We start from the raw sequence: 24698 nt of genomic DNA, 5'->3' as shown, positions 1-24698 counted from the left end.
ATATTCACATGAGATTCCGAAAGCGTGTAGATTTAGTGTGTGTTATGACGTTACGGGCTCAGGCTAATGTCCGTAACGTATCATTCTCCATATTGATCGTAATTTAAGATCCATAACTCCTGACTAATGACAAAAATACATGTAGTAGGTGTTGGTTTAGATGGTTCAGTCGGAGTTAGTGAAAAAGTTAGACAACTGATTAAACAAGCAAAATTACTTGTGGGTAGTTCCCGTCATCTGGACTATTTTTCTCAAAGTCAAACTGATATTCCAACTGAGCGACTACTACTAGGAGATTTAAGTCAAACTATTACAAAAATTAGACAGCACCTAAAGCAGGGTACAAATCCAATTGTAATTTTAGTATCCGGCGATCCTTTATTTTTTGGTTTGGGAAGACTACTTTTAGCAGAACTTCCCCCGGAAGAATTAACTTTTCATCCTCATTTAAGCTCAATTCAGTTAGCATTTAATCGCCTCAAAATTCCTTGGCAAGATGCGAAAATTGTTAGCATTCACGGTCGTTCTGTTGATGAATTGATTTCTGTATTACAGCAAGGTGTAGAAAAAATTGCTGTTTTGACAGATGCAACTAATAATCCTCGTGCGATCGCAAGTTTACTCGAATCTTTAAGTTTACCCAGCCAATATAAAATTTGGGTTTGCGAAAATCTTGGTGGCGATCGCGAACGCATTTTAGAAATCCCAAATTCCCAGAAGTTAGATTTGAGATTTCTGCAGGAAGAGAAATTTTCGCTGCTTAATGTTGTGGTATTACTGCGTCACAATAAGAACAAAGAATTAAATTTAAATAATTTGCCCAAATTAGGAATACCAGATGATTGCTTTGCATGTTTTAGCGATCGCCCTGGTTTGATTACAAAGCGAGAAGTGAGGGTTTTAATTTTAGGAGAACTTGCATTACATCCAAGACAAGTTGTCTGGGATATTGGTGCAGGTACAGGTTCTGTGTCCATTGAAGTTGCTCGTCTGTTTCCAAGTTCCCAGGTTTATGCAATCGAAAAAACTGCTGCTGGTATTAGCTTAATTCACAAAAATTGCGATCGCTTCCAAGTTGAGAATATTACTGCGGTTGCCGGTAAAGCACCAAATATTTTGTTAGACTTACCCAAATGTGATCGAGTTTTTGTCGGTGGTAGTGGGGGTAGTTTAGGTGAAATTCTTAACGTCTGCGCTCAAAATTTAAATCCTGATGGTGTAGTAGTTTTAGCTTTAGCAACTTTGGAGCATCTCAACACCGCTTTGTCTTGGTTTAAATCTCATAATTGGGAGTTCAAGTTGTTACAGGTTCAGTTATCACGCTCCGTACCTGTAAGAGAATTGACTCGCTTTGCACCACTAAACCCCGTGACAATTGTAACTGCAAAGTTTCCGAAGATTCTCACTACAGAACATTGAGAAATTCATTAAATAAGCTTATTTGTAAATATCCTCTTATACTTAGTCTGGGTTAATTACCCCTTTTAGAATGAGAGAGGGAAGTATGGGAGGTGTGGGAAGTTTGGGGGAAATCCCAAAAAATATAAAGCAGTTTTAAAAATCAGATTTGGTATTAGAGAAAAATTAATCTTGGTATTAAAAAAAATTAAATAAATACAAAATTCCTCCACTTAGCAGCAAGCAAGCAATACCCGTTGCACCTGCCAAAGGTTTATTATATTTACCCGTCACATACTCAGAAACATTACCCGTATAATCAATCACTCCTAATGTGTCTATGGTTGCTATCATCCATACCCACCCTGAGTGGAGACCCCAAGCCAGTCCTAAATTTCCACCATCCACAAATCTAGCCAGTACCAATATCATTCCCATTATCCATAGACCGGGTAGTTGCGGTAGTGTTTCTTCTCGTTCCCAAACTAAATGAAGAAGGGCAAAAATTAAACTAGATACTGTCACAGCGACCCATAGTCGATAATCAATTTGTAATTCTGTGAGTAAAAAACCTCGAAACACTAATTCTTCCACACCACCGATAAATAAAGCTACTAGCAAAATTGATAGTAGTGTGATGAGTAGTTGTTGAATTTTTAATTGTCGAATTTTTGAATAATTTAAAGCGCACCAACACCATGATAATTGGCAAGCAAACATTATCAATATACCTACAACTCCTAAAACAAAACCTAGCCCTAAATAAATAAAAGTAGAAAATTTATTTAACAAACCATAATCAGATATAGATGTATTAGTAAAACTGCTAATCAAGCACACAATACAAGGGGCTAAAAGGTAAAGAGGAATTAATAAAGGTAATTTTTGTTCTGGTTTTAGGGGTTGATTTGGTCGCCAATTTATTGCAATTGCTGATAATAACCCAATTGGTAACCAACTAATTATCCAAACAGCAAAAAAAGCCATCACCACAACTAGTACTGGCACATGTTCAATGAGTAGTACTAATTTATTGGCAGACAGCTCTAGTTTTGATAGAAATTCCGGAAGAAAAAACACAGTAAGTATCTTGCAAACAAATAAATCTAGCAAGGTAAAAGATTTACTTTTCAGAACGATAGATCAATTTTGACTTACAGTAATTTTATTATTGTTATTACTGAAACAACTATTGACTATTGTCTAATTTTCAATATCTTCTAAATAAAGTTCCCATACTATTACTTTGTTAGGCAAGATATCTCATTGATTTTTTTATAGGAACAATAAAATATTTTCAATCATCAATTTCTATCTGTAAGGGGAAAGTTCTATATTATCCATGCATAATTTAGATTTTACTTATCCCCTAACCAGAGAAAAAGTTAATTTTATTTATTATTCCTCCTCTTCTTCCTCTTCTTCTTCTTCGTATTCTTCATCTTCTTCATCTATTTCAGCATCTTCATCAAGCTGGGTTTCTTTTTTATCACTATCTATTTGAATTAAGTGAATATGCTTGTATCCTAACTTGATTTCAAATTCATCTCCGGGTTGTAATCCCATTGCTTTGGTATATGTTGCACCAATAACAATTTGACCATTTTGATGAACACTAACTCTATAAGTTGGTTCTCGACCACGACCATCTTTCGGCGATTCAGGACTTAGAGGAATTCCTCTCGCCGATAATAATGCGTCATAAAAATCAGTGAGATTTACACGGACCTGGTTACTTTTAGTAACAGTGTAATAACCACACTGCTTTGCTCTTTCTCGGCGTGGTAAATTAGAAAGTTCTTTGACCTTAGCTAGCAGTGCTTTTCCTGTTAATGGTGCGGTTGCAGTTTCACTCATTACGATGAAAATATCCTTACTCTCTCCAAACTGATAAGTGATGTCATTACGTGTCGGAATTTTCGACTTTAAGACATCTGCTTCATAGCTACTATTTCTCAACTGGACAAGGGATTAAATCCTGCTTGACCAAAATTTTATAACCATTCTCATGACTGTATATACCAAAATTTAATTATTGGCTTCTACAGACATTAATTTTGGTAATTTTACGGTAATTTCAAGCAATACGATCTTTAGAAAAGAAGTGATTTCTTTTCTGGCACAAATCAAGTTGTATAACTTGAAGCCCCTTTCCAAATTGTGTCAGCTCTATTTAAATAAGCCTTTACCTGAAGTAATTCCAGGTATCTCAGATATAATGTTTGTCCCTATAAATTATGAGTTGTAGGGCTGACCTACTCTAACTCCTTACCTTAAAACACCGTGGAATTTTCCTCGGCTTTTGAGGACACACATTATTTTTATTTTGCTAGTCGAGATGAGATTTTTTACATCTCTATTTACAAAGAAACAATAGGGTTGTATTTACTCTAATACAGCGTTTTATGCTGATGACTGTTTCTTCTCAATTTTATTTTTAATACTAGCATGAACTAATAATAGCAAAAATATTGTTTAATTTTTAATTAAAGTGAGGAATGTACTTCAATTTAATTTTCTGGATTTAGCATGATTATTACCAAAGGGGTTTTAAAAAAATTAATCTGATGAAAGAGGCTAAATCTTCACAGATTGAGTAACATTCTAGAATCAAACTTGATAATTGTAGAGATTTAAAAAGCTATAAGACTATTACACCGCTTTATTGCTATCTTAAGATATTCATTCGTGCTACTTTAACAATTCTATATAAACTTCTTGTATTGCTTTAAAATACTTGAGATATTTCCAGGTATTGGATGAATGGTATTGACATCAACATAAAGTTAATAGAGAATTGAGGATTTAATGAAGCAGATATTCTAATTAGGTAAAGATTTAGGGATAAATGTAAGCAAATTGAGATGAATGACAAAAATCAAGATTCCTTGTTTTACTCAACTTTTCCTGGGTCTGTTTAAAAAAACTAAATATAAATTTGCTAAATTATCTTGTTTTACTGAAGCGCTACACTTCAGCCTAAAAAGCTGAGAAAAATTAAGTATTTAAAAAATTGGATAATAATTTATCTCAAGGATAAATTCCGTACCTCTTTTATTGGGGAGTATATTATGTGTAGAGGTTGACATAATTTTGTCAAATAAGGCAAGTGCAAAATCTACAATTAGAATTTTTATGGCTATACCTAAACGATCATCAATGATTCTTTAATTATCTATCTATTAAATTTATTCCCTTATTCTTGAGAATAAACTGGATTATGCTTCCTTTTTTGGCAGCAACTAGCTTGCTTAAAAGGAATTATTTTCTGGGTATGTGTGAATATTCAAAAATAATGGTTCGTAAAATGTTAGTTATTTTTAAGATAATTCGGCAACAACAAAATTCTAGTCCAGTAGTGCAAAATTACCGTTTAGAAGCGGAACCAGGTAATACCATTTTAGATTGTCTCAATCGGATTAAATGGGAACAAGATGGAACTTTAGCATTTCGGAAAAATTGTCGCAATACTATTTGTGGTAGTTGTGCAATGCGGATTAATGGGCGTTCAACTCTAGCCTGTAAGCAAAACTTGAGAGATGAAATTGCTGTGTTTAAAAGGGAAAATTCCGCTTCTGATAAAGCTGATACAATTCCTGAAATAACTGTTGCACCTTTGGGGAATCTTCCTGTCATCAAAGACCTAATAGTTGACATGAATAATTTTTGGGATAACTTAGACAAAGTTAATCCTTATGTAAGTACTGCAGCCCGAAAAGTACCACAAAGAGAATTTTTACAAACACCTCAAGAGCGGTCGCAACTAGATAATACTGGTAACTGTATTATGTGCGGTGCTTGTTATTCAGAATGCAATGCAGTGGAAGTCAACCCCAGTTTTGTTGGTCCTCATGCTCTTGCAAAAGCTCAGCGCATGATTGCAGACTCCCGGGATGCTGATACTGAAAGTCGTTTAGATAAGTATAATGAATCTACTGCTGGGGTATGGGGTTGTACTCGTTGCTATTATTGCAACAGTGTATGTCCAATGGATGTTGCGCCATTAGATCGAATTAGCGAGATCAAACAAGAAATTCTCAAGCGTAAGTCAGCTAGCGACAGTCGTTCTATTCGCCACCGTAAGGTTTTGGTAGATTTAGTTAAAGCAGGTGGTTGGATTGATGAAAGACAATTTGGTCTGCAAGTTGTGGGGAATTATTTAAAAGACCTCAAAGGTTTACTTGGTATTGCACCTCTGGGTTTGCGAATGATTTCTCGTGGTAAATTTCCATTATCTTTTGAGCCTTCTGAAGGTACTCAGGAGGTACGTTCTCTGATTGAAGCGGTACAAAATTCAGAAAGTAAAAATTAGTTTTTGGTAATGGGTAATGGGTAATTGGTAATTGGTAATTGGTAATTGGTAATTTCTTGTAGCTAAAGTCCCACAGAATAATACCTATAGTTGTGCCATCTGCAGATCCGGTATGCTTGCACTAAACCCAGAGCAAATCCCCAATACCCTAATACCCAATACCCAATCTCCTTTTTACGGGATATTTAATCGGTTACCAAAACGACGATCGTAGACTACGATATCCCATTGCCCATTTATACTGCTCTCGAAAGCAATGATGTTACCATCTCCACTAATTGTAGGGTTGCGGATTTCTGCTTGTACTTCCGCTGCTAAATTGCGTGTTTGGTTGGTTTCGCGATCGTACAAAAAAACAGCCGAACGCCCATTTCTAGAAGCTGCAAACACGATATAACGACCATCACTAGAAACAGATGGGTCAGAAGCGATCGCATCAAAGGAATTTAAGCCAGGTAATTCGACTAAGTTGCGACCTAATGTATCGAACATATAAATATCTTGGCTACCCCGGCGATCGCTACTAAAAACAATATATCTCCCAGAAATTTGTGGGTTTAATTCTGAGGCTGTACTGTTGAGAGAACGACCTCCCGGATCGAATGAGTAATTTAATAGTCTGGGATAACCAAAACCAAAACAACCACTCAATAAACTGGAAGTAATTAATGTAGGAATAAGAATTTTAATATTCTGAACATTAAATGTTCTAAGCATTAGATTATTTGAACATTACAAATTGGATATAAGAAAAAGTATTGAAGATATATCCTGCTCACTTATCCTAAACCAAAAGAGTTTGGGTATTAATTTTGTTCGTTATTCATTACTGTGCGCTGTGTACACTTACGTGTCCCGCTCGACCGCGCCGCGAGCGGCGAATGCTAACGCTCTCCGCAATACCTAGAGCTTTTATGGCGGGCAATCCGTTCGGAACGTAGCGCAATGATAAGTAACATTACTCATTACTGTGCGCAATACCTACGGTACGCTTACGCTAGCTACGCGCCCCGCTTGCGCTAACATTACTCATTACTTATTACTCATTACTTATTACTTATTACTTATTACTTATTACTTATTACTCATTTATTCAGTAGGTGCAGTTGCAGGGGTACCATCAGGAATATCTAATTCTATATTTGGTCCCCTGTCTAACACTTCAATATCCCACTGACCACGACTAGAAGTTTCAAAAGCAACATAGCGTCCATCAGGACTAATACTAGGGTTTCTTACCCAACCAGGATAAAAAGAAGTCAAAATTTGTGATTGTTTTGTCGCACGATCATAAAGTGATACGACAGGTCTACCCCGGTCTGCTGTCATGTAAACAATATAACGCGCACTATAACTCAAACTGGGAGCTTCAACTATTATTCGCGCTCGATTTAAATTTGGCGTACGAACAAACTGCTGCTGTTGAATGTCAAACAGCAGCAGTTGATGATTACCATTACGATTAGAAATAAATCCCAAAAAACGACCGTTACCGCTCACAGTAGGTTGCTCTTCGGTATAACGACTGTTGAGGGAAGAAGATCCAATAGGAAGATCTGTATAACTACAAGCACTTAATACAACTACTAAACTGCAACTAAGGCTCCAATTACTTAATCTTTGGAGCCAAATCCTGGATATTACTTTACTCACACTGACTTTTCTTTGTTGCTTCTGTTCATTGCTTCTATATGATGCAACTTCACTTGTAATTACTTATTTAAATATCATCGAAGTTAATAGGACGATCCGATTCTGAGTCCGGGCGATCAATGGGTTTGAAATCTACATAAGGGGTAGAAATCGCTTCATCATCTCCTGGAGTTGGTCGGGAATCTTGGGAATTTGTATTACTTGTTGGTCTTCTCCTCTTTCTTCTTCTAGGAGTTACTTCTTCTGAGGAAAACTCCGAACGAGGTGCTTCATCTTTGATTTTACGTTTTGGCGGTCTAGCTTCCCTGGGGGAACTATCCTTATCCCAGTCATCATCAAATCGTTCTACTTGTTTAGGTTTTTCCCAATCATCTTCTTGATACCTTGAAGTAGGTCGACTATCGTATCCTCCAGAATTTCGACGACGGGATCTGTCATCTCGCCCTTCTCGCGTACTTCTACTACTACGACGTGATGGACGACGAGGAGGAGCTTCATCATCATAGTAATCGGGACGAGTTAGACGACTATCCCTGGTTCCAGGTATACGACCGCGTACTGGGCGTTCATCATCATAGTCATCTTCATAATATGGTAGTGGTTCCAACTCGGCTTCCACTCGCGCAGCTCTAGATCTCCTTGGACTACTGGGTTCGTATTGATAGCGATTGCTTATTTCTCGCTCATCATCAACAATTGGGGTGTTACGCTTTGCTTGTTGGGTAGCAATGCCCCGTAAGCGAATACTCTCATAGGCAAAATATAAAGTTGTACCAATCAATAACAACTGACCAAATTGCAAAATTGGGTCTAATCGCCAACCTTGGAATATTAAAATAAAACCACAGAGCAAACCAACAGCAGCAAAAAATATATCTTGATCTCGGGATAATTCCGGTTTTACAGTACGAAGGAAATATAATCCTGCCCCAGCTACAGCTAGAAAAATTCCTAAAATACTGGCTGGGTTAGTTCCGAAATTAACCTGTGCCAGAACATTGGCTGAATTCAGCCCCAAAATTAACATTGTTGTTTTCCTAATATCAAATCTATGTTAACTACTTAAAATTAAAATCTCCACTATAGCCAAAAACACAAAACAAACACATAAAATATTACAAAAAAATATTAAAGCTCCAAAGCATCAGATGTTGCTTTGAAGCATCTGTGTTTATGTTAAAGATTTTTTCTGTATTTCAGCCAAGTATAGCTTGTATGGCACTAACAGATAAATTACATGGAACTACAAATCAGTTCGGGATTGAAAGATTATCGGTCACACAGAGTCAAATAATACTTTCTAAAGTGGCTTAATTACGCTGAATTTTATCTTTCTGACTGATGAAAATTAAAGCTACTGTAATTGGAATAACAACAATTACTGAACCCCAAAGTAAGCTCCAAAGGAAATTTGCTAAAGAAGGTGTCATGGATATAAACCTTTTTTGTTACAGTCTTCTAAATTATGTTAACAAAATCAAGGTTATTTCCCCTATTCAGTCCTAAGTCCGATCATTTTGTTGCTGACTTACTTGATTACCCCAATTCCCAATCAATCTCCAATCCCCAATCTCCATTCCCCATTCCCCAATATCGGTTTACAATCAAAAAGAGCTATATTTACAAAGCTTTATTTTTTGTAACGGCTTTCAAGCGACTTTACTTCAAGCTATGAATGGTATAGATATCACAACTTGGATTCTCGGTACCTTTTTGGGAGTGATGATGCTTCTGTTCATCTTCCGCATAATCATGAGTTGGTCTCCCGAACTAAAATTGAATCGTTTTCCCTTTTATTTAGTCGCTTTACCTACAGAACCTTTTCTAGTGATATTGCGGAAATTGGTACCACCTATAGGTGGAGTAGATATCACCCCAATTATTTGGTTTGGAATTTTTAGTTTTTTACGGGAAATTTTATTGGGTCAGCAAGGTCTACTCACCATGCTCTCTCGAGTACAATAATTCCCAAATATCTTGTAATTCAGGTATAACAGTAGGCACATAAGTTAGGGAATCATATTTCAGTTCACAGGGAATAGAGAACAGAAAACAGGGAAAGGGAAATAGGAAAATTTCCTAACTAAAACATGTAGTTATATATATTGTAATTTACATATGTTTTAACCCTTTAGAATTAGCCAATTTTAAACACTCGAAAATTTTGATGACTTGGAATTAGTCATCTAATCCCGAGTGTTTGATTTTTTGTGATTTTGTGCTTTATTGCAACAGATTTGTAGAACCGGACATTTTTTGTTTTCTGCTCCCTTCAAGAACATTAAGATGTCCTAAATGATATGCTCAATGTCCTAAATTAATTTGAGAAATTTAGCCAGAGCTTGGATCAACTCATTTCTTGCACGAAGTTAGTGTAAACATTACCTTGCAAAAACTGGGGAGTTTCCATAATTTTTTGATGAAAAGCAATTGTGGTTGGTAGTCCCGTAATTGCACATTCTCTTAATGCCCGTTTCATACGATTAATACTAGTATTTCGGTCTGGTCCCCAGACAATCAATTTACCAATTAAAGAATCGTAATAAGGGGGAATTTGGTAATCAGTATAAACGTGGGAATCAACCCTTACTCCTGGTCCACCGGGAGGAAGATAACCACTTATTTTTCCAGGTGCTGGACGGAATTGGCGATCCGGATCTTCTGCATTAATCCGACATTCAATAGCATGACCTTTCAAAACAACTTGGTCTTGGGTTAATTGTAGCTTTTCTCCTTGAGCAATCCGAATTTGTTCTACCACTAAGTCGACCCCGGTAATCATTTCTGTCACGGGATGTTCCACTTGAATTCTCGTGTTCATCTCCATGAAGTAAAAACTACCAGAAGCATCGAGTAAAAACTCAATAGTACCCGCACCACTGTAATTGATAAATTGGGTAGCCCTCACGGCTGCTTGTCCCATTTTTTCCCGCAATTCTGGGTCAAGAGCTACTGACGGCGCTTCTTCTAATAGCTTTTGATTGCGACGTTGAATTGAACAATCCCGTTCGCCCAAATGAATTACATTACCGTAGTTATCGGCTAATACTTGAAATTCTATATGACGCGGGCGCTCGATAAATTTTTCTATGTATACTCCACCATTACCAAAGGCGGCTTCAGCTTCACCTTTAGCAGCTTGAAAAGAAACTACAAATTCATCTTCTGAGCGTACCAGACGCATACCGCGTCCGCCACCACCTGCGGTAGCTTTAATCATTACTGGATAACCAATTTCTTTGGCGATCGCCAAACCTTCGGTGTCCGTTCCTACTAATCCACCGCTACCAGGTACGGTAGGAACTCCAGCTTTTTGCATCGTTTCCTTTGCAGTAGACTTATCACCCATGAGGCGAATAGCTTCTGCGGACGGACCAATAAATGCAATATGATGATCTGCACAAATTTCCGCGAATCTAGCATTTTCTGATAAAAAACCATATCCGGGATGAATCGCACTCGCGTTACGGGTTAACGCTGCAGCAATAATGTTAGGGATATTTAAATAACTTTTACTACTTGCAGGTTCGCCAATACAAACTGTTTCGTCAGCAAGCTGGACGTGGAGAGCATTGCGGTCAACACTGGAGTGGACAGCAACAGTAGCAATTCCCATTTCTTCACAAGCCCGGAGAACGCGAAGCGCAATTTCTCCCCGATTAGCAATTAATATTTTGTCAAACTTCATCTTCTAGCTTCTACATTAGTCCAGATTTACTGAAATTCTCTTCTCTATTATGAGCGGGAGAATACCAAGCAAGCTCCCCGGTATTTACAGGAGTTGGCTTCGGGCTTGGGGTGAGTCTTCACCAGATAAGTATGCAAGTTGTGGTTGCGATGGTCGGCGGTTAGTTTCTCATCTCTGAGACTCGACAGCACCGTGAATTATACGGTGTTCGCACCCCTTGTCAATATCACTTGTGAAACTGCAATTTTTCTGTTATTCAGATATCCCTAAGCGAAAATTCTCCAAACTTTTTGCTTATTTTTTTAATTTACTCAGATATTAGATTACTATATTTGCTTTTATGTGCTATATTCTATATCTAGCAAACAAGAGCGGATGTGGCGGAATTGGTATACGCGCACGTTTGAGGGGCGTGTGGCTTTGCCTTGCGAGTTCGAGTCTCGCCATCCGCATTTTTAACTTTTACTTGAGTGTTTTATTCAGGGAATCAAAATAGCTGTATCAACGGAGTAAAAGATTTTTCCTCCAAAGCTTTCCCAGGATAGCTCCCTGAAAATTAAATTTTAAATTTTAGATAAGTTTTGGGGTAGACCCTAAAATAAATATCCTCAGGTAAATGTGGACAGATTTAGTAGATACGAGTCTCTGCTGATGGCTTTACATTGCAGCATCTCCATAAGTATAAGTCTTGAAAGATATACATTAATCGCCGATCCCCAACCCCTGATCGCTTTTTTTGTGCTTTCATATAAGTAAGTAAATTTTTGTTAAGAAAAGAGCTTTGACTGTAACCTACAAATATTCAAATAACTTAACATTACCTACGAGTTGGCATCGTCTCAGTCCGATTTGGGAAGGGGGAGAGGAGGTAATACAGCAGGGTTTACCTCACACTCAGTTAGCTCCTGCTTGGCAATTATTACTTTTAGGTGATGGTTCTCCAACCAGACATTTAAAGTTATTGACGGGAGAACCAACGGAAGTAGATGTCATTGATATGTCGCCCATCGGCATGAATTTGGATGCTGCTCCTGAATTAATCCAAAGAATACCTGGTCCTAGATTGCGACGTCAGGTGTGGTTGCGTACGGCTTCTGGTCAGCGATTAGCTTATGCAACATCTTGGTGGGAAGCATCTCATGTGGATGAGTATTTACAAAACAGGTCTTTGCCAATTTGGGCAAGTTTAGCGCGCTTGCGTACTGAATTATATCGAGACGTACAGGGAATTTATTATGGAGATTCAGCCCCATTAGAAATTGGATTTGACTGTAGTGGACCGTTTTGGGGTCGTCACTATTTGTTTTGGCATCACGGACAACCATTGACGTTAATTTATGAAGTTTTTTCACCTTACCTGAGTAAATACTTGGGTGAAACGCAGGTAAATTCACTCTAGGAACAAAATATAGTTTTTGAGTAATTAGAACAAAAATTAGAACTTAAAACTTGAAACTTAGGAACTAGAACCAAAATTAGAATTTTGCTATAACGTCCCTTTTAAGGTGCAAATTTTGTGTGGTGGCAAAAAGATATAAGCTGTGGAAAGATACATAAGCAGAATAGTTACATGAATCTCTGTTCCTTATTTACAGTTGACTTTTGAGTAATCAATGCGATCGCTACACTCACTCGTGTATTAAAAATATTGCGAAAAAAAGTCAGTTGATTGTCAAAAGTATTATCATTTTTGAGGAATAAAAATAATGTAATTAGTGACCCTAGAGTTTACGGAAAGGTTTTGGTTAACTTTACCGATAGGGAAAGTAATTATTATTTCGCGATGATGAGGTGTTGGTTTCGATGGCACTGCCTGTAATCCCTGTTGCAAAGAATAAAAAAAAGAAACCATCCTTACCCTTGACCTTAGGGACTGCGGGGTTATTGATTGGTGGAGGAATTGCTGGATATTGGTTTTTGACTCAAGGAAAACCATTGGGTAGAGATTTACCAGTAGGTGTAAGTATTATTCCTCGAGATGCGGTAATGACTGTATCTTTAAGTACTGATGAAAGACAGTGGAATAAACTACGCGAGTTTGGTACTAAGCAAACCCAAAAAGAACTGGATAAAAATTTAGTACAGTTACGTGATCGCTTCTTAAGTAGTAATGGATATGATTATCAAAAAGATATTAATCCTTGGATTGGTAATGAATTAACAATTGCTGTCTTGGCTCCTAAAGGCAGTAAAAAAGCACCTAAGCCAGTAGCAGAAACCTCCAAAACCACAGTAAATGGACAATCATTACTCTTAGTTCTCCCCATTAAAAACCAACTGAAAGCCCAGGAAATTTTGGCACAACCCAAAACTCCAGGGAAAGGAAAATGGAATCAGAGGACATATCAAGGAATTGAAATTAAAGAAAAAACTGGGAATGATGGCGAAAAATTTGCAGCAGCAGCAATTGATCAACGTTTCCTGGTAATTGCAGATCATCCAAAAGCAATGGAAAGAGCTATTGATGCTTATACAGAAAATAATTCTTTAGAAAAAACCGCAGGTTTTACCCAAAACTTCCCCAAAATATCTACTTATAATCCTTTTGCGCGATTTTATATTAATGTTCCATTGTCTGCCAAAATTGCAGCAAGTTCTCCCAAACGTCAATTACCAGCACAAGTTTTAACTCAATTAAAAAATAATCAAGGTTTAGCAGGAAGCATTACTTTAGAATCGGAAGGAATTAACTTCAAAGGAGTTTCTTGGCTCAATCCAAACGGTCGTCGTGAGTTAAAAGGAAAGAATAATGCAGGGAAAATGGAAAAGCGTTTACCTGCAGATACTATCTTGATGGTTTCAGGGGGAAATTTACAGCGTTCTTGGTTCAATTATGTTTCAACCTCTAAAGCAAATCCGTTTTCGCCCGTAAAACCTGAAGAATTAAAAAAAGGTTTTAAATCATTAACAAAACTAGATTTAGAACGAGATGTACTCAGTTGGATGAAAGGTGAATTCTCACTATCAGTAATTCCAACTCAGACCAAAGAAGATACTTTGAATCAAGATTTTCGAGCAGCTTTTGTATTTATGGTTCAAGCAAGCGATCGCTCCAAAGCTGAAGCAGCTTTTAAAAAGCTTGATGCAACAGTTAATAGTGAATTGCAGTTTAAAGTCAAAGCAGGAAAAGTAAGGAATCAACCAGTTGTAAACTGGCTTGGACCCGCAGGTACAGCAGTTGCTACCCACGGTTGGTTAAATGGAGATACTGCTTTTTTGTCTTTGGGTGCACCCCTAACCGAAAAATTTATTCCTAAACCATCTAGTTCTCTTACTAGTAAACCTTCATGGAGAAAAGCTGTTCCTTCCCAACTAAATCCTCATAATGGAAAATTTTATTTAGATCTAGAACAAGCAGCAAAGAACTTCCCCGTAGGGAGTTTATTACCCAATCAAAGTGTTTGGTTAGAAGCTATTCGTTCTCTTGGGGTAACAACTGCACTCAGCGATAGCCATAGTACGCGCTACGATATTTTTATATCAATTAAAAAAGGTGATAAACCAGCACCTTTACCTGCTCCGACTACAAATCCAGAAACTTCTGAAAGTTTAAAAGATTCTAAAAAATAAATTGAAATTTAGGAGTCAGGAGTCAGGAGTTAGAAGTTAGAAGTCAGAAGTCAGGAGTCGTAGAGACGTAGCAGAGGCTACGCCGACGCCAAAGGCTCTGCTACGTCTCTACAGGAGTCAGGAGTTACCAATTACAAACTACCAATTACCAATTCAATTACCAATTACCAAATATAATTCCAATCAAATTAGTTAGAACACCACAAGAACAGATAGGATCGTTTCAGTCATATAAATATTTTAGGAATCCACCGGAGAAAGAACACTCAATGAACTTAGTTGTATTACAAAATTGGCTTGATAATGCTTCTTTTGCTGTTCTGTTTGTGACAATGCTGATTTATTGGAGTGGTGCAGCATTCCCCAAAGTGCCATATTTAGCTGCATTAGGAACTTCAGGAATGGCGATCGCAAACTTGTGTATTGCGACTTTACTAGGAGCAAGGTGGCTGGAAGCAGGCTATTTCCCACTCAGTAATTTATATGAATCTTTGTTTTTTTTGACTTGGGGTATTACAACTATTCATTTAATTGCTGAAAATATAAGTCGCAGTCGCTTGGTAGGGGTGGTTACTGCACCAGTAACAATGGCTATTACTGCTTTTGCTGCTTTAACCTTACCTTCAGGAATGCAAGTCGCAGAACCCTTAGTACCAGCATTGAAATCAAATTGGTTGATGATGCACGTCAGCATTATGATGCTGAGTTATTCAGCTTTAATGGTTGGTTCTTTGTTGGCGATCGCTTTTTTGGTTCTAACTAGGGGTCAAAATATTCAACTCCAAGGTAGTTCTTTTGGTTCTGGGGGTTATCGCCAAAATAACTATCGTTTGCATAAAGCAGGAGAATTAGTTTCCCAAATAGAAACAGATGTAGCAGAAAATAATGGTGTGATTCGTTCGGGTGGTGAAGCGAATGGAAGAACAGCTGTTTTGGAAGCACCAGTAGTCGCAACTCCAATCCAAGAAACCGAAACACTTTCACCTCAACGTCTAAGTCTTGCTGAAACCATTGATAATACCAGCTATCGCATTATTGGATTAGGCTTCCCACTATTGACGATTGGTATCATTGCTGGAGCCGTATGGGCTAATGAAGCTTGGGGTTCTTACTGGAGTTGGGATCCGAAAGAAACATGGGCTTTAATTACTTGGTTGGTATTTGCGGCTTATCTCCATGCTCGCATTACTCGGGGTTGGCAAGGAAGACGTCCGGCGATTCTTGCTGCAACTGGTTTTGTAGTTGTTTGGATTTGCTACCTCGGTGTCAATCTTCTAGGTAAGGGCTTACATTCCTACGGTTGGTTTTTCTAATATTTTTTGACAATTATATCTATTAGCAGTTAAAACAGTGAATTGTTTCACATTTACTGCTAATAGATATAAATGCGAGAAATATCAATGGATAATAAATTTGAGCCGCTGTCACAAGAAGATGTTGTATCTATTGAACCAAGAATAAATATCTTGGTGTCGCATCAAACTTTTAAAGTTGATGAATGTATAAGGAATTTACAACGCAAAATAAGCTTAACTGATGAACAGAGAGATAAATGGTTTCTGGGGGAAGGAGAGGTTGCTGAAGTTCTTCGACCAGGTAGTTCGGGATGGCAAAAAGGTCGAATTAGGATTAGTTTAGAATTTTGCCCAGAAGAACCAAAATCACTATCGCCACTTGATGGGATAGAACAACAGATGGATGAATTTAATCCCTAATCCTTTATAATTCCAATTGAATAGATTTAGACTTAATTTACAAACAAACTTCCCAACATTACTTTTGACTACAAACAAATACTCGCGACATCAATTTTTAGTTCAATATTGTGATCGCTATAACTACTGAAATATTCTTATTTTCCATTTTCTGTTATTTATTTTGTGAGTAACTCCTTCTAAGCAAATAATTTAAGAACTCTTCTAATTTATATATTCAATAATATACTTTTATTTATACATAGAAAATTAAACATACGTGTTTATACTTAAAAAATCTTATCTTCCTTAATTTCAGGTGTAAAACTAAGTTCTTAGATAGTCGTAAACTTGCCAATTATCGATTTCTTTATCCTCAAGGGCTAGTTTTGCAAGATTAATTTCATCTTGAGTTGCATAAATAGTTAACAAGCCGTCTCCCTTCAACAGACTTTCAATGTAAAACTGAATGCAGCTTTGTGGAATACTTAAATCATCTAAAATTACTGCCAAACCATCTTTTTCCCTGGGTTCTAATAGGTATACCTGATTCATTGGAAAACCTATGTCTTTTAGCTTCTTAGCTAAAATCCTGATTTTTTGTAGACTTTCAAGTACGGCGATCGTACATTTTTTTTGATATGTAAACATGATGTCAATTATTGAATAAAAGTTACTTATTATACTCTCAGGAAGTGACTTATACAACAAATCGATTATTTAAAACCCTTTTCACATCAAGATACAGTGTTGGAATAATTGATTACGGGAAAAATAAACGGTTTTAAGTCACATGCTCCAAATTGTTTTCATAATTGAATTCAATATCTAAACTGAATTTTCCTGAAATAAAAAATATTTATTTATTAGAGTCCGAAAAAACTCCATCCGGGAGAGAATGAAGTTTTTGCAAACACCCATTAGAGCTTTTATACTTTATTCAATTTTCAGTATTTAATTTTCAGTGATATTTGTTTTGGAAATATTGTTTGGGAAAGATTAATTGTAGATGTGTAGATGCTTTTGCTTATAACCTGATAATATTTTGCAATTCCCATTTTACGATTCCCAGAGTTAAAAGCTATTCAAGTAGTGAGCCCAAAAAGTTTATCCTTAAACTCTTATGAGGTACCTTAAATTTTAAATCTTTAAATCTTTTGTCCGGTTTGAATCGAACGTACTTCTCCATTACGACGGACAACAATTTCATTGTTACTAACATCGACTAAAGTCCAACCGCTAGAACCAATACTTTCTCCCTTATGGATCCGACGAGTAATACCTTCGATTTTAAACAAAGCGGCTGATTTTTCTCCCAATTCCATTACTCCCAATAACTCATGGGAAGGTTTAGCGGCTGCAAATGCAACTTCTTGATGCTGAACTGATGCAGTATTTACTGATGGATTATTTTCTATAGGTGCTTTTGCATCCGTTAATTTTGGCGGTATTACCGGTTTAGGTTGAGGTGCTACTCCAACAGCAACTGGTCTATTCCCCATTCCTACAGGTTTCAACTCAGTTTTCATTAACGTTAGCGTTGCTGCTGGAACAGTATTTTTAGCAGCTTTCCCTGCATTAGATTTTGATGTTTTTGAGTAGCTCTTGTGAGCTACTTCTCTAACCGGTGGTAAATTTCCTGGAGAAGCACTAGCAACAGATGGGGGTTTATAACGCATTGGAGCTGGCGCTTGATATACAGGAATATAAATACGTTCTACAACTTTTGTAGATCGGCTGGGCATTGGCTGTAAATTATTAGCAGCACGAACTGGCGGTAAGCTACCAGTTGCAGCATTTGCACTCGCTATTGGGATTGAACTTTGAATTGCAGAGTTTTGAATGGTAGAGCCTTGAAAATTTCCAGTTACGCTAGCCATCATCCCGTTACTGGAAGATGTATCTTGAGGTTCTCCTTGTTCAATTGCTGCTAACGCTCCCAGCATATAATTAACAAGTTCGATTTGCGGATCTATTTTTTCTGTTAATGATTTTTCTGTTAGTGACTGTTCGATCTGAGCCAAGTGTAATTCTTCCGCAAATATCCGAGCAAAAATACGATCAACTAATCCAGAATAAATCAACCAAGTAAGTCCAGCAGTTGCTAAAGCAAGACTGACTGATACTGAGATTAACTTTTTCCACCTAGGACCAGATTTTGGCGATAGATTATTTTTCTCGTTACTAGTTTTCGCCTTATTGACTGTCGAATCACTAGGAGGGGATTTAACAACAGTCTTTGTTGCTGCTTGTTGGTGATGTAAATTTATTGGTTTGATTTGTCCCGGTATTTCGGGATTTACAATTGGGCGTGACTTAACTGGTGATTTTTGCTTGAATTGCGATCCTAACCTCTTACCTTCTAGGATATCTTCAACATCAGCGAAGATTTCATCCATTAAGCCATCGGCATAAACATCTATTGTCCAAGGTTCGTTACCAATCAATTCCTCGGATGCATCTGAAAGAATTGTATGAGTACTAGCTGATTTTAACATGGCTATTTTATATAGTAGCTTTTAAGAGTCAATATTCTCCTTTTCTATATAGAAATACGGAGCTGGCGTTAAACCTATTCTCTTAAGTTTAGGATCTAGATTAGACAGGCTTTACCGTTATAAATCCTCTAATCAAAGTATTTAGAGTGAAAAATAACGATTACAGATGACAATCAGTGGTAGCAATTTAGGTCACATGTGTCATTTATCATACCCACCTTCTAGATGTATTCCCTACTACTATAATCGAGCTTCATGAAAAGTTTTTTAAGATAATGCTGAAAACTCTTTCTGGGTGTTTGTTTTACGCAATTCTAAATAAATTAACAAAGCGTTGATATCAGCTGGATTAACACCACCAATGCGAGATGCTTGACCGATTGTCAGTGGTTGCACCTGATTCAGCTTTTCCCTTGCTTCTTTGGAAAGAGTTTCGATTGTTCCATAATCTAAATCAGTAGGTAATTGTCGATTCGCCTGACGAGAAATTTGTTCGATTTGATTTTTCTGTCTGGCTAGATAACCGGAATATTTAATATCAATTTCTGCTCCTTCTTTTTCTGCTTGCTCGAGCTTGGGATCCCCCAAACCATGATGTTCGAGATTGGCGTAATGAAATCCCGGACGTCTTAATAGATCTGCAAGAGTTATAGAACCTTTAATTGCTTGTTTGGTAGCTTCGACGATCGCTTTACCCACATCGTCGTGTTGTTTGATGCGAGTTGAATTTAAGCGTTCTTTTTCCGCTGCAATATTTGTTTGTTTTTGGCTGAATAATTGCCAACGTCTATCATCAATTAAGCCAATTTCTCGTCCCAAAGGTGTAAGGCGAGTATCAGCATTATCAGAACGTAGGAGCAAACGATATTCCGAACGACTGGTGAGCATTCGATAAGGTTCGCGCAGATCCTTCGTACACAGATCGTCTATTAAAGTACCGATATAACTTTGTTCTCGGGGAAAAACAATCATTTCTTGGGAGTTTACCCAACGAACAGCATTAATCCCAGCAACTAAACCTTGGGCTGCAGCTTCTTCATAACCAGTAGTACCGTTAATTTGTCCGGCGCAAAATAAGCCAGCAATTTTTTTCGTCATCAGGGTTGGGTAACACTGAGTTGCAGGCAAATAATCGTATTCTACGGCGTAAGCAGGACGAAGCATGACGCAGTTTTCTAAGCCGGGAAGACTGCGCAACATTTGGAGTTGAAGATTTTCTGGCAAACCAGTAGAAAATCCCTGAATATACAATTCGGGAATTTGTCTTCCTTCTGGTTCAATAAAAATTTGGTGACTATCTTTATCCGCGAAACGAACAATCTTATCTTCAATACTGGGACAGTAACGGGGACCTTTAGCTTCAACCCAACCACCGTAAACTGGGGAAAGATGGAGATTTTCCCGAATTAAGCGATGGGTTTCGGCTGTAGTACGAGTCATATAGCAAGGTAACTGTTCTTTTTCTTGCCAAACTTCGGGATCGAAACTAAACCAGCGAACATCTTCATCACCGGGTTGCAAAGACATTTTGCTGTAATCTACAGAACGTTTATCTACTCTCGCTGGAGTTCCCGTTTTTAGACGTCCTGTTTCAAAGCCCAAACGGTTGAGAGTTTCAGTTAAACCAATTGCAGCGAATTCTCCCGCACGTCCGGCTGTCATTGATTTATTCCCGACCCAGATTTTTCCTCCTAGGAAAGTACCGGTGGTCAGGATGACGGCTTTACACTCAAACGCCACGCCAAAGTAAGTTTGGACGCCAATTACTTGGTCATTGCTATCCAAAACTAAGTCTGTGACCATGCTTTCGCGGAGCATCAAATTTTCTTGATTCTCCACAATTTCTTTCATTACTGCAGCGTATTCCCGCTTATCAGTCTGAGCCCTTAAAGCCCAAACTGCGGGTCCCCTCGAAGAATTTAGAATCCGCTTTTGCAGATATGTTCTATCTGCCATTTTGCCAATTTCCCCACCCAAAGCATCTACCTCGTGGGTTAACTGAGATTTTGCTGGACCTCCCACCGCAGGGTTACAAGGTTGCCAAGCAATTTTATCCAAGTTGAGTGTCAACAGCAGGGTTCGACATCCTAAGCGTGCTGTAGCCAAAGCTGCTTCACAACCGGAGTGACCTGCACCGACAACAATGACATCAAAAGCGTCTTGGAATTCAACACAATTGTGCATGGTCATAATTCAATAATTTGGCAGGCTGAAGATTTATTTCTAAATCTTAACTTATACGGTAATTAGTAATAGGACATTTGTAATAGATAAATTTTGCCACTCTTACCTATAAGCATTTTGGAATCAAGAATATTAGAGAAAAATTTTACTGTCATTAAGGAATTTAAGGCATGGGTTTTTCTCATTCATCCTTATGGAATACCTGGTTTTAAAGTTTCATTTTTTACACTAAAATCAAGTAAGAAGCAGTTTGATATTTGTGACTTACACAACAATCGCTGCTGAGATGTAATTACAAAAAATAATTTGTAATGATTTGATTATTATTTTTATTCTCAGCATTAACCAAGATTTATGACTAAAAATTTAATATGAAATATTCGATATTTAAGCAGTTATTTAATCTTGAAAATTTAAGGTTCAGATTTGCAAAGTAAAGCTTTCTAGTTCAACCTTTCTAATTAAAGCTTTCTAATACAAACTTTACAATTCAATATTTAGTACTCAGGGTTTGACAATCAGGTTTAAAAAGCAAACATGAAAATACCAGTGTGGCAGACTACCATGTTACCAGTAATTACTCTCGTAGTTATTTGTTATTTTGCTTTGCATAATACAAGCTCGATCAAAGCAAATGATAATATTCAGATATTAGAAAATTGTTCAAATACAAATTTATCTACCCATAAATTACCTGGAAAATTACCCTGTAAGAATACTTCACAAAAAACAATAAAATCAATTACAACTACTTCTAGTTCCCTTTTAAGTTTTATTTACCAAAAGCGTTTTTTAACGATTGTTTCAGAAAACTTACAAACACTTCCCCAACCTGAAAGTTTAGAATATATTTTACTCAGATCCTATGGGGCGGCATATATCAATCGTCAACCAGGAATCAAACTTCCAGAAAAAATAATATTTGCGAACGAGAAAGAAACCAAAGAGTTTCAAGCAACATTAAATATGGGAAAAGTTAACGGTACGCACAATTGTTATTTACAAAAACCAGCAGCAGATGCACTAAATAGAGCCCGCACTCAAATCAAAATTCCCCTGATGTCCAGGTATGGTCAAATTAATTGCACTCGTAGTTTTAGTACAACCCTGCGATTATGGAGGAAGTACGCAAACGATCGCACACTTGAAAAAATACGACAAGGAAAAGAAACCAAAATTCTTGGTATTGTAGCACCACCAGGAAGCTCGCAACATCTGTGGGGACTAGCAGTAGATCTGAGGGTAACAAACCAAGCACAGCAAAAAATCCTCAATCAAAATGGTTGGTATCGTACAGTTAAAAACGATACTCCTCACTGGACTTATATTGGTCATTCACCAGAAGAATTAGCACTTTTAGGATTTAAAAATAAAGTTATTAGAGGCGTGAATTATTGGTTAACACCATTGTAATTACCTCGAACAATTACCTCAAACAGTATAAGTTTATCAATCAAGAAGTAACGAGTAATAAGTAGAACTAAATAGCATACTTATTACTCTTTTCTCCTAACTTAAAGACAAGTCTAAATATTTTTATCAATGAGAATTTATGATTATTTCACTAGCTCTGATTAACATCTGAAATTACCTTAATTTCTTTTACCTCTATCTCTAACAATTCTGGAGTCGGATCCACAGTATCTTATTTCTTTTTATCTTCTTCATCTAATTTTATGTTTGTGACCCCAGAAACTGTTATAGTTTTATCTAGTTCGTATTTAAGAAATTTTATTCTGGAATGTCTAAGATAATCTTATCATTACCATTATCTGTAAAGACATATTCAGCTTCTCCTTTTTGTTTGCTCAATTTTCTATAACGAAGCTTTAATTGCATATCATATTTTGGTGAAGCTAATACTTTGGAAACACTAGTAAGCTCTGTTTCTATCAGTGCAGATAGACTGAAGAAAAAGCTGCTAAAAGTTGATAGTTAAATTGCACTAATCATCACAAAAAAATCACATGCTTGAATTGAAAATTGAATATTACTCAAGGTTATTATAATTTGAATCGTAATTTTATATAATTTAAAAAATCAGTTAAATAATCAGATACACAGCATTATCATTAATTAATTAGATATATTTATATCTATCAGTTGTTTTGGAGCAAATATTTTATTCGAATTATAATTACAACTTGTATTATGTGCTATAAGTTACAATTTTTATTTTAGATATAAATAGAATAAATTAGCCCTGAGGAGTTGTTAAATTAACTAATTACTGACTAGACTTAGAATAAATCTATGTCTGGAGTGGTAGTAGTGGGTTTATTTGATGATTTAAGTCAATTTTTAGAAAACCGTTTAGAAGAATTCTTGCGTAATAACCCCCATTTGGAATTAGAAGCGCTGCTAGAACAGCTACGTAAGCAAGAAGAAGACACTTTAAAATTAATTGCAGACTTGCAATTACAAGAAAAGCGATCGCAAGATGATATTCTCGCAACCGCTCAAGAAATTCAAAAATGGCATACTCGAATTGCAAAAGCTAAAGCAGCAGGTAGAGTAGACTTGCTAGGTGCAGCACAACAAAGAGAAGCAGCATTGTTACGTCAAGGAAATCAGCTTTGGGGACACATGCAAGGTATTAAAGAACGTATAACCCAAGCAAAAGATCTACTGCGTAAAGTACAACAACGACGACAGGAAGTACAAACAAAAGCATCCCAAGCACAAGCTCAACGCTCTGCAACTCAATCACAGCAGCGTTTTGAAACTACTGGTTGGTGGAATTCAAGCAACAATAATTTTTCTGGATATGACGAACTCGAAGATAAATTCCGTAATTGGGAAATAGAAGATGAGTTAGAACAGATGAAGCGTAAGAAAGGAAAATAAGAGTTTTTATTGATCATTTCTCCATTAATCCCAATACCCAATACCCAATCCCCAATCTCTTATTCCCACCACAGAAAAGATTATTCATATAATTTTTATCTACTTTTACAGTGATTATGTTCGCAACCGATACATTATCTCAAACGGTTTTGCGTTTATTATTAAGTGCGTATTACCAAGTTTGAGTGTCCCTTCAATCGGTAAGCAAGTCCTTAAGAGCTTCGGACATGGGAACAAATATATTTTTAGATATTTTAAATAGCCTGCAACTTTTGTTTGTGGGATATACACCTGCTGCTGCATTTGGTATTGCGATCGGGATTTTGGTTGGTATTAACCGTCTGATTTATCAAATATGTAAGCGACTATTCCAAATTCCCCATAGTGTAACTCCCATCGCTTTTCTACCTTTAGCTCTAATTCTCCTCAGACAACCAGAACCCGCATCAATTGTTGTGGTATTCGTTGGTTCTTTGTGGACAATTATCGTTCAAACAGCAGCAGGCGTACAAGCTTTTCGCAATCGCGGTAATAATTTACAACTGGCGATCGAATATATATTTTATGCCTTAAGACAGGGTGTTTGGGTTGCTTGGTTTGCAGTAATCGCAACAGAAATGCTAACTGGTGGTAGTGGTGTAGGCTTTTTGTTATGGGATGCTTACAATAATGGCAATATTAACTATATTATTGAAGCGATCGCCTATATTGGTACCATCGGCTTTTTGCTAGACCAAATCTTGGAGCTAACAGCATTTCTCGTCTCAAAGCTTCTACCAAAACCCAAAGAAGTTGATGAATAAGAATAGATTAAACTTCTAGTGATTTCTTATAGTCAAGGCTTCATTTATTGC

General features: G+C 37.0%; 21 protein-coding genes and 1 tRNA gene. 12 read left to right on the top strand and 10 right to left on the bottom strand.

Annotated elements, in window-relative coordinates; genetic code table 11:
- The first annotated feature begins 126 nt into the window (after positions 1-126).
- Positions 127-1419 (top strand): bifunctional cobalt-precorrin-7 (C(5))-methyltransferase/cobalt-precorrin-6B (C(15))-methyltransferase, encoded by a 1293-nt coding sequence (locus BC008_RS30145; protein ID WP_027843820.1) that lies wholly within the window; start codon positions 127-129, stop codon positions 1417-1419.
- Between the two features lie 177 nt (positions 1420-1596).
- On the opposite strand, the gene BC008_RS30140 is transcribed toward BC008_RS30145, so the two are convergent.
- Both BC008_RS30140 and BC008_RS30135 read right to left on the bottom strand, forming a co-directional pair.
- Entirely contained in the window at positions 1597-2478 is an 882-nt protein-coding gene (locus tag BC008_RS30140; RefSeq protein ID WP_027846660.1) for a CPBP family intramembrane glutamic endopeptidase, read from the bottom strand.
- Between the two features lie 318 nt (positions 2479-2796).
- On the bottom strand, positions 2797-3255 hold the full coding sequence (locus BC008_RS30135; RefSeq protein WP_027846661.1) for an AbrB family transcriptional regulator: 459 nt from the start codon (positions 3253-3255) through the stop codon (positions 2797-2799).
- 1450 nt (positions 3256-4705) lie between these two features.
- On the opposite strand from BC008_RS30135, the gene BC008_RS30130 reads away from it, so the two are divergent.
- Positions 4706-5710 (top strand): succinate dehydrogenase/fumarate reductase iron-sulfur subunit, encoded by a 1005-nt coding sequence (locus BC008_RS30130; RefSeq protein WP_027846662.1) that lies wholly within the window; start codon positions 4706-4708, stop codon positions 5708-5710.
- A gap of 174 nt (positions 5711-5884) precedes the next feature.
- Here the strand turns inward: BC008_RS30130 and BC008_RS30125 are convergent, their stop codons facing one another.
- The 4 genes from BC008_RS30125 to psbX all read right to left on the bottom strand — a co-directional run bounded on the left by BC008_RS30125 (position 5885) and on the right by psbX (position 8793).
- A complete protein-coding gene (locus BC008_RS30125; RefSeq protein ID WP_036269614.1) occupies positions 5885-6427 on the bottom strand; it encodes a TolB family protein in 543 nt (180 codons plus the stop codon).
- 372 nt (positions 6428-6799) lie between these two features.
- Positions 6800-7363: a TolB family protein gene (locus BC008_RS30120; protein ID WP_058184145.1), complete on the bottom strand. Its 564-nt coding sequence runs from the start codon at positions 7361-7363 to the stop codon at positions 6800-6802.
- 67 nt (positions 7364-7430) lie between these two features.
- Entirely contained in the window at positions 7431-8390 is a 960-nt protein-coding gene (locus tag BC008_RS30115) for a Ycf66 family protein (RefSeq protein ID WP_058184144.1), read from the bottom strand.
- Between the two features lie 283 nt (positions 8391-8673).
- The gene (psbX, locus tag BC008_RS30110; RefSeq protein WP_058184143.1) at positions 8674-8793 is read right to left on the bottom strand and encodes a photosystem II reaction center X protein; all 120 of its coding nucleotides are present in this window, start codon (positions 8791-8793) and stop codon (positions 8674-8676) included.
- 241 nt (positions 8794-9034) lie between these two features.
- Between psbX and BC008_RS30100 the strand changes: the two genes are divergently transcribed.
- Entirely contained in the window at positions 9035-9328 is a 294-nt protein-coding gene (locus tag BC008_RS30100) for a YggT family protein (protein ID WP_027842334.1), read from the top strand.
- 382 nt (positions 9329-9710) lie between these two features.
- On the opposite strand, the gene accC is transcribed toward BC008_RS30100, so the two are convergent.
- Complete coding sequence (gene accC / locus BC008_RS30095) at positions 9711-11051, bottom strand: acetyl-CoA carboxylase biotin carboxylase subunit (protein ID WP_027842335.1); 1341 nt, start codon at positions 11049-11051, stop codon at positions 9711-9713.
- 49 nt (positions 11052-11100) lie between these two features.
- On the opposite strand from accC, the gene BC008_RS52225 reads away from it, so the two are divergent.
- The 6 genes from BC008_RS52225 to BC008_RS30070 all read left to right on the top strand — a co-directional run bounded on the left by BC008_RS52225 (position 11101) and on the right by BC008_RS30070 (position 16336).
- Positions 11101-11229 (top strand): hypothetical protein, encoded by a 129-nt coding sequence (locus BC008_RS52225; protein WP_268768255.1) that lies wholly within the window; start codon positions 11101-11103, stop codon positions 11227-11229.
- A 193-nt stretch (positions 11230-11422) separates the two neighbouring features.
- Positions 11423-11503, top strand: a tRNA-Leu gene (locus BC008_RS30090).
- 329 nt (positions 11504-11832) lie between these two features.
- Positions 11833-12450 carry a chorismate lyase gene (locus tag BC008_RS30085; protein ID WP_058184141.1) on the top strand — a complete coding sequence of 206 codons (618 nt, stop codon included), beginning with the start codon at positions 11833-11835 and terminating at the stop codon, positions 12448-12450.
- Between the two features lie 404 nt (positions 12451-12854).
- Positions 12855-14621, top strand: a complete 1767-nt coding sequence (locus BC008_RS30080; protein WP_027842337.1) for a DUF3352 domain-containing protein — start codon at positions 12855-12857, stop codon at positions 14619-14621.
- Between the two features lie 269 nt (positions 14622-14890).
- Positions 14891-15934: a c-type cytochrome biogenesis protein CcsB gene (gene ccsB, locus BC008_RS30075; RefSeq protein ID WP_027842338.1), complete on the top strand. Its 1044-nt coding sequence runs from the start codon at positions 14891-14893 to the stop codon at positions 15932-15934.
- A gap of 87 nt (positions 15935-16021) precedes the next feature.
- Positions 16022-16336, top strand: coding sequence for a KGK domain-containing protein (locus BC008_RS30070; RefSeq protein ID WP_027842339.1), 315 nt, complete (start codon positions 16022-16024; stop codon positions 16334-16336).
- Between the two features lie 306 nt (positions 16337-16642).
- Here BC008_RS30070 and BC008_RS30065 read toward each other — a convergent pair whose 3' ends face one another.
- The 3 genes from BC008_RS30065 to mnmG form a co-directional block, all read right to left on the bottom strand.
- The gene (locus tag BC008_RS30065; protein ID WP_036265037.1) at positions 16643-16966 is read right to left on the bottom strand and encodes a hypothetical protein; all 324 of its coding nucleotides are present in this window, start codon (positions 16964-16966) and stop codon (positions 16643-16645) included.
- Between the two features lie 497 nt (positions 16967-17463).
- Entirely contained in the window at positions 17464-18813 is a 1350-nt protein-coding gene (locus BC008_RS30060) for a hypothetical protein (RefSeq protein WP_036265039.1), read from the bottom strand.
- 267 nt (positions 18814-19080) lie between these two features.
- Positions 19081-21003: a tRNA uridine-5-carboxymethylaminomethyl(34) synthesis enzyme MnmG gene (mnmG, locus tag BC008_RS30055; protein WP_027842342.1), complete on the bottom strand. Its 1923-nt coding sequence runs from the start codon at positions 21001-21003 to the stop codon at positions 19081-19083.
- Positions 21004-21534: 531 nt separating this feature from the next.
- Between mnmG and BC008_RS30050 the strand changes: the two genes are divergently transcribed.
- The 3 genes from BC008_RS30050 (at position 21535) to BC008_RS30040 (ending at position 24647) form a co-directional block, all read left to right on the top strand.
- On the top strand, positions 21535-22410 hold the full coding sequence (locus tag BC008_RS30050; protein ID WP_027842343.1) for a D-alanyl-D-alanine carboxypeptidase family protein: 876 nt from the start codon (positions 21535-21537) through the stop codon (positions 22408-22410).
- Positions 22411-23268: 858 nt separating this feature from the next.
- Positions 23269-23844, top strand: a complete 576-nt coding sequence (locus tag BC008_RS30045) for a TIGR04376 family protein (RefSeq protein WP_027842344.1) — start codon at positions 23269-23271, stop codon at positions 23842-23844.
- Between the two features lie 227 nt (positions 23845-24071).
- Positions 24072-24647 carry an ABC transporter permease gene (locus BC008_RS30040; RefSeq protein WP_027842345.1) on the top strand — a complete coding sequence of 192 codons (576 nt, stop codon included), beginning with the start codon at positions 24072-24074 and terminating at the stop codon, positions 24645-24647.
- Positions 24648-24698: the final 51 nt, after the last annotated feature.

The sequence above is a fragment of the Mastigocoleus testarum BC008 genome, assembly GCF_001456025.1.
GTDB lineage: Bacteria > Cyanobacteriota > Cyanobacteriia > Cyanobacteriales > Nostocaceae > Mastigocoleus > Mastigocoleus testarum.
Note: the sequence above shows the minus strand (reverse complement) of the source record. Positions and strands in the feature narration are given on the sequence as shown.

Excerpts from the sequence above, each read along its gene's own strand:
- BC008_RS30145 (WP_027843820.1), top strand. The coding sequence starts at position 127 with ATGACAAAAATACATGTAGTAGGTGTTGGTTTAGATGGTTCAGTCGGA.
- BC008_RS30135 (WP_027846661.1), bottom strand. The coding sequence starts at position 3,255 with ATGAGTGAAACTGCAACCGCACCATTAACAGGAAAAGCACTGCTAGCT.
- BC008_RS30130 (WP_027846662.1), top strand. The coding sequence starts at position 4,706 with ATGTTAGTTATTTTTAAGATAATTCGGCAACAACAAAATTCTAGTCCA.
- BC008_RS30125 (WP_036269614.1), bottom strand. The coding sequence starts at position 6,427 with ATGCTTAGAACATTTAATGTTCAGAATATTAAAATTCTTATTCCTACA.
- BC008_RS30115 (WP_058184144.1), bottom strand. The coding sequence starts at position 8,390 with ATGTTAATTTTGGGGCTGAATTCAGCCAATGTTCTGGCACAGGTTAAT.
- psbX (WP_058184143.1), bottom strand. The coding sequence starts at position 8,793 with ATGACACCTTCTTTAGCAAATTTCCTTTGGAGCTTACTTTGGGGTTCA.
- BC008_RS30100 (WP_027842334.1), top strand. The coding sequence starts at position 9,035 with ATGAATGGTATAGATATCACAACTTGGATTCTCGGTACCTTTTTGGGA.
- accC (WP_027842335.1), bottom strand. The coding sequence starts at position 11,051 with ATGAAGTTTGACAAAATATTAATTGCTAATCGGGGAGAAATTGCGCTT.
- BC008_RS52225 (WP_268768255.1), top strand. The coding sequence starts at position 11,101 with ATGAGCGGGAGAATACCAAGCAAGCTCCCCGGTATTTACAGGAGTTGG.
- BC008_RS30080 (WP_027842337.1), top strand. The coding sequence starts at position 12,855 with ATGGCACTGCCTGTAATCCCTGTTGCAAAGAATAAAAAAAAGAAACCA.
- ccsB (WP_027842338.1), top strand. The coding sequence starts at position 14,891 with ATGAACTTAGTTGTATTACAAAATTGGCTTGATAATGCTTCTTTTGCT.
- BC008_RS30070 (WP_027842339.1), top strand. The coding sequence starts at position 16,022 with ATGGATAATAAATTTGAGCCGCTGTCACAAGAAGATGTTGTATCTATT.
- BC008_RS30065 (WP_036265037.1), bottom strand. The coding sequence starts at position 16,966 with ATGTTTACATATCAAAAAAAATGTACGATCGCCGTACTTGAAAGTCTA.
- BC008_RS30060 (WP_036265039.1), bottom strand. The coding sequence starts at position 18,813 with ATGTTAAAATCAGCTAGTACTCATACAATTCTTTCAGATGCATCCGAG.
- mnmG (WP_027842342.1), bottom strand. The coding sequence starts at position 21,003 with ATGACCATGCACAATTGTGTTGAATTCCAAGACGCTTTTGATGTCATT.
- BC008_RS30050 (WP_027842343.1), top strand. The coding sequence starts at position 21,535 with ATGAAAATACCAGTGTGGCAGACTACCATGTTACCAGTAATTACTCTC.
- BC008_RS30040 (WP_027842345.1), top strand. The coding sequence starts at position 24,072 with ATGGGAACAAATATATTTTTAGATATTTTAAATAGCCTGCAACTTTTG.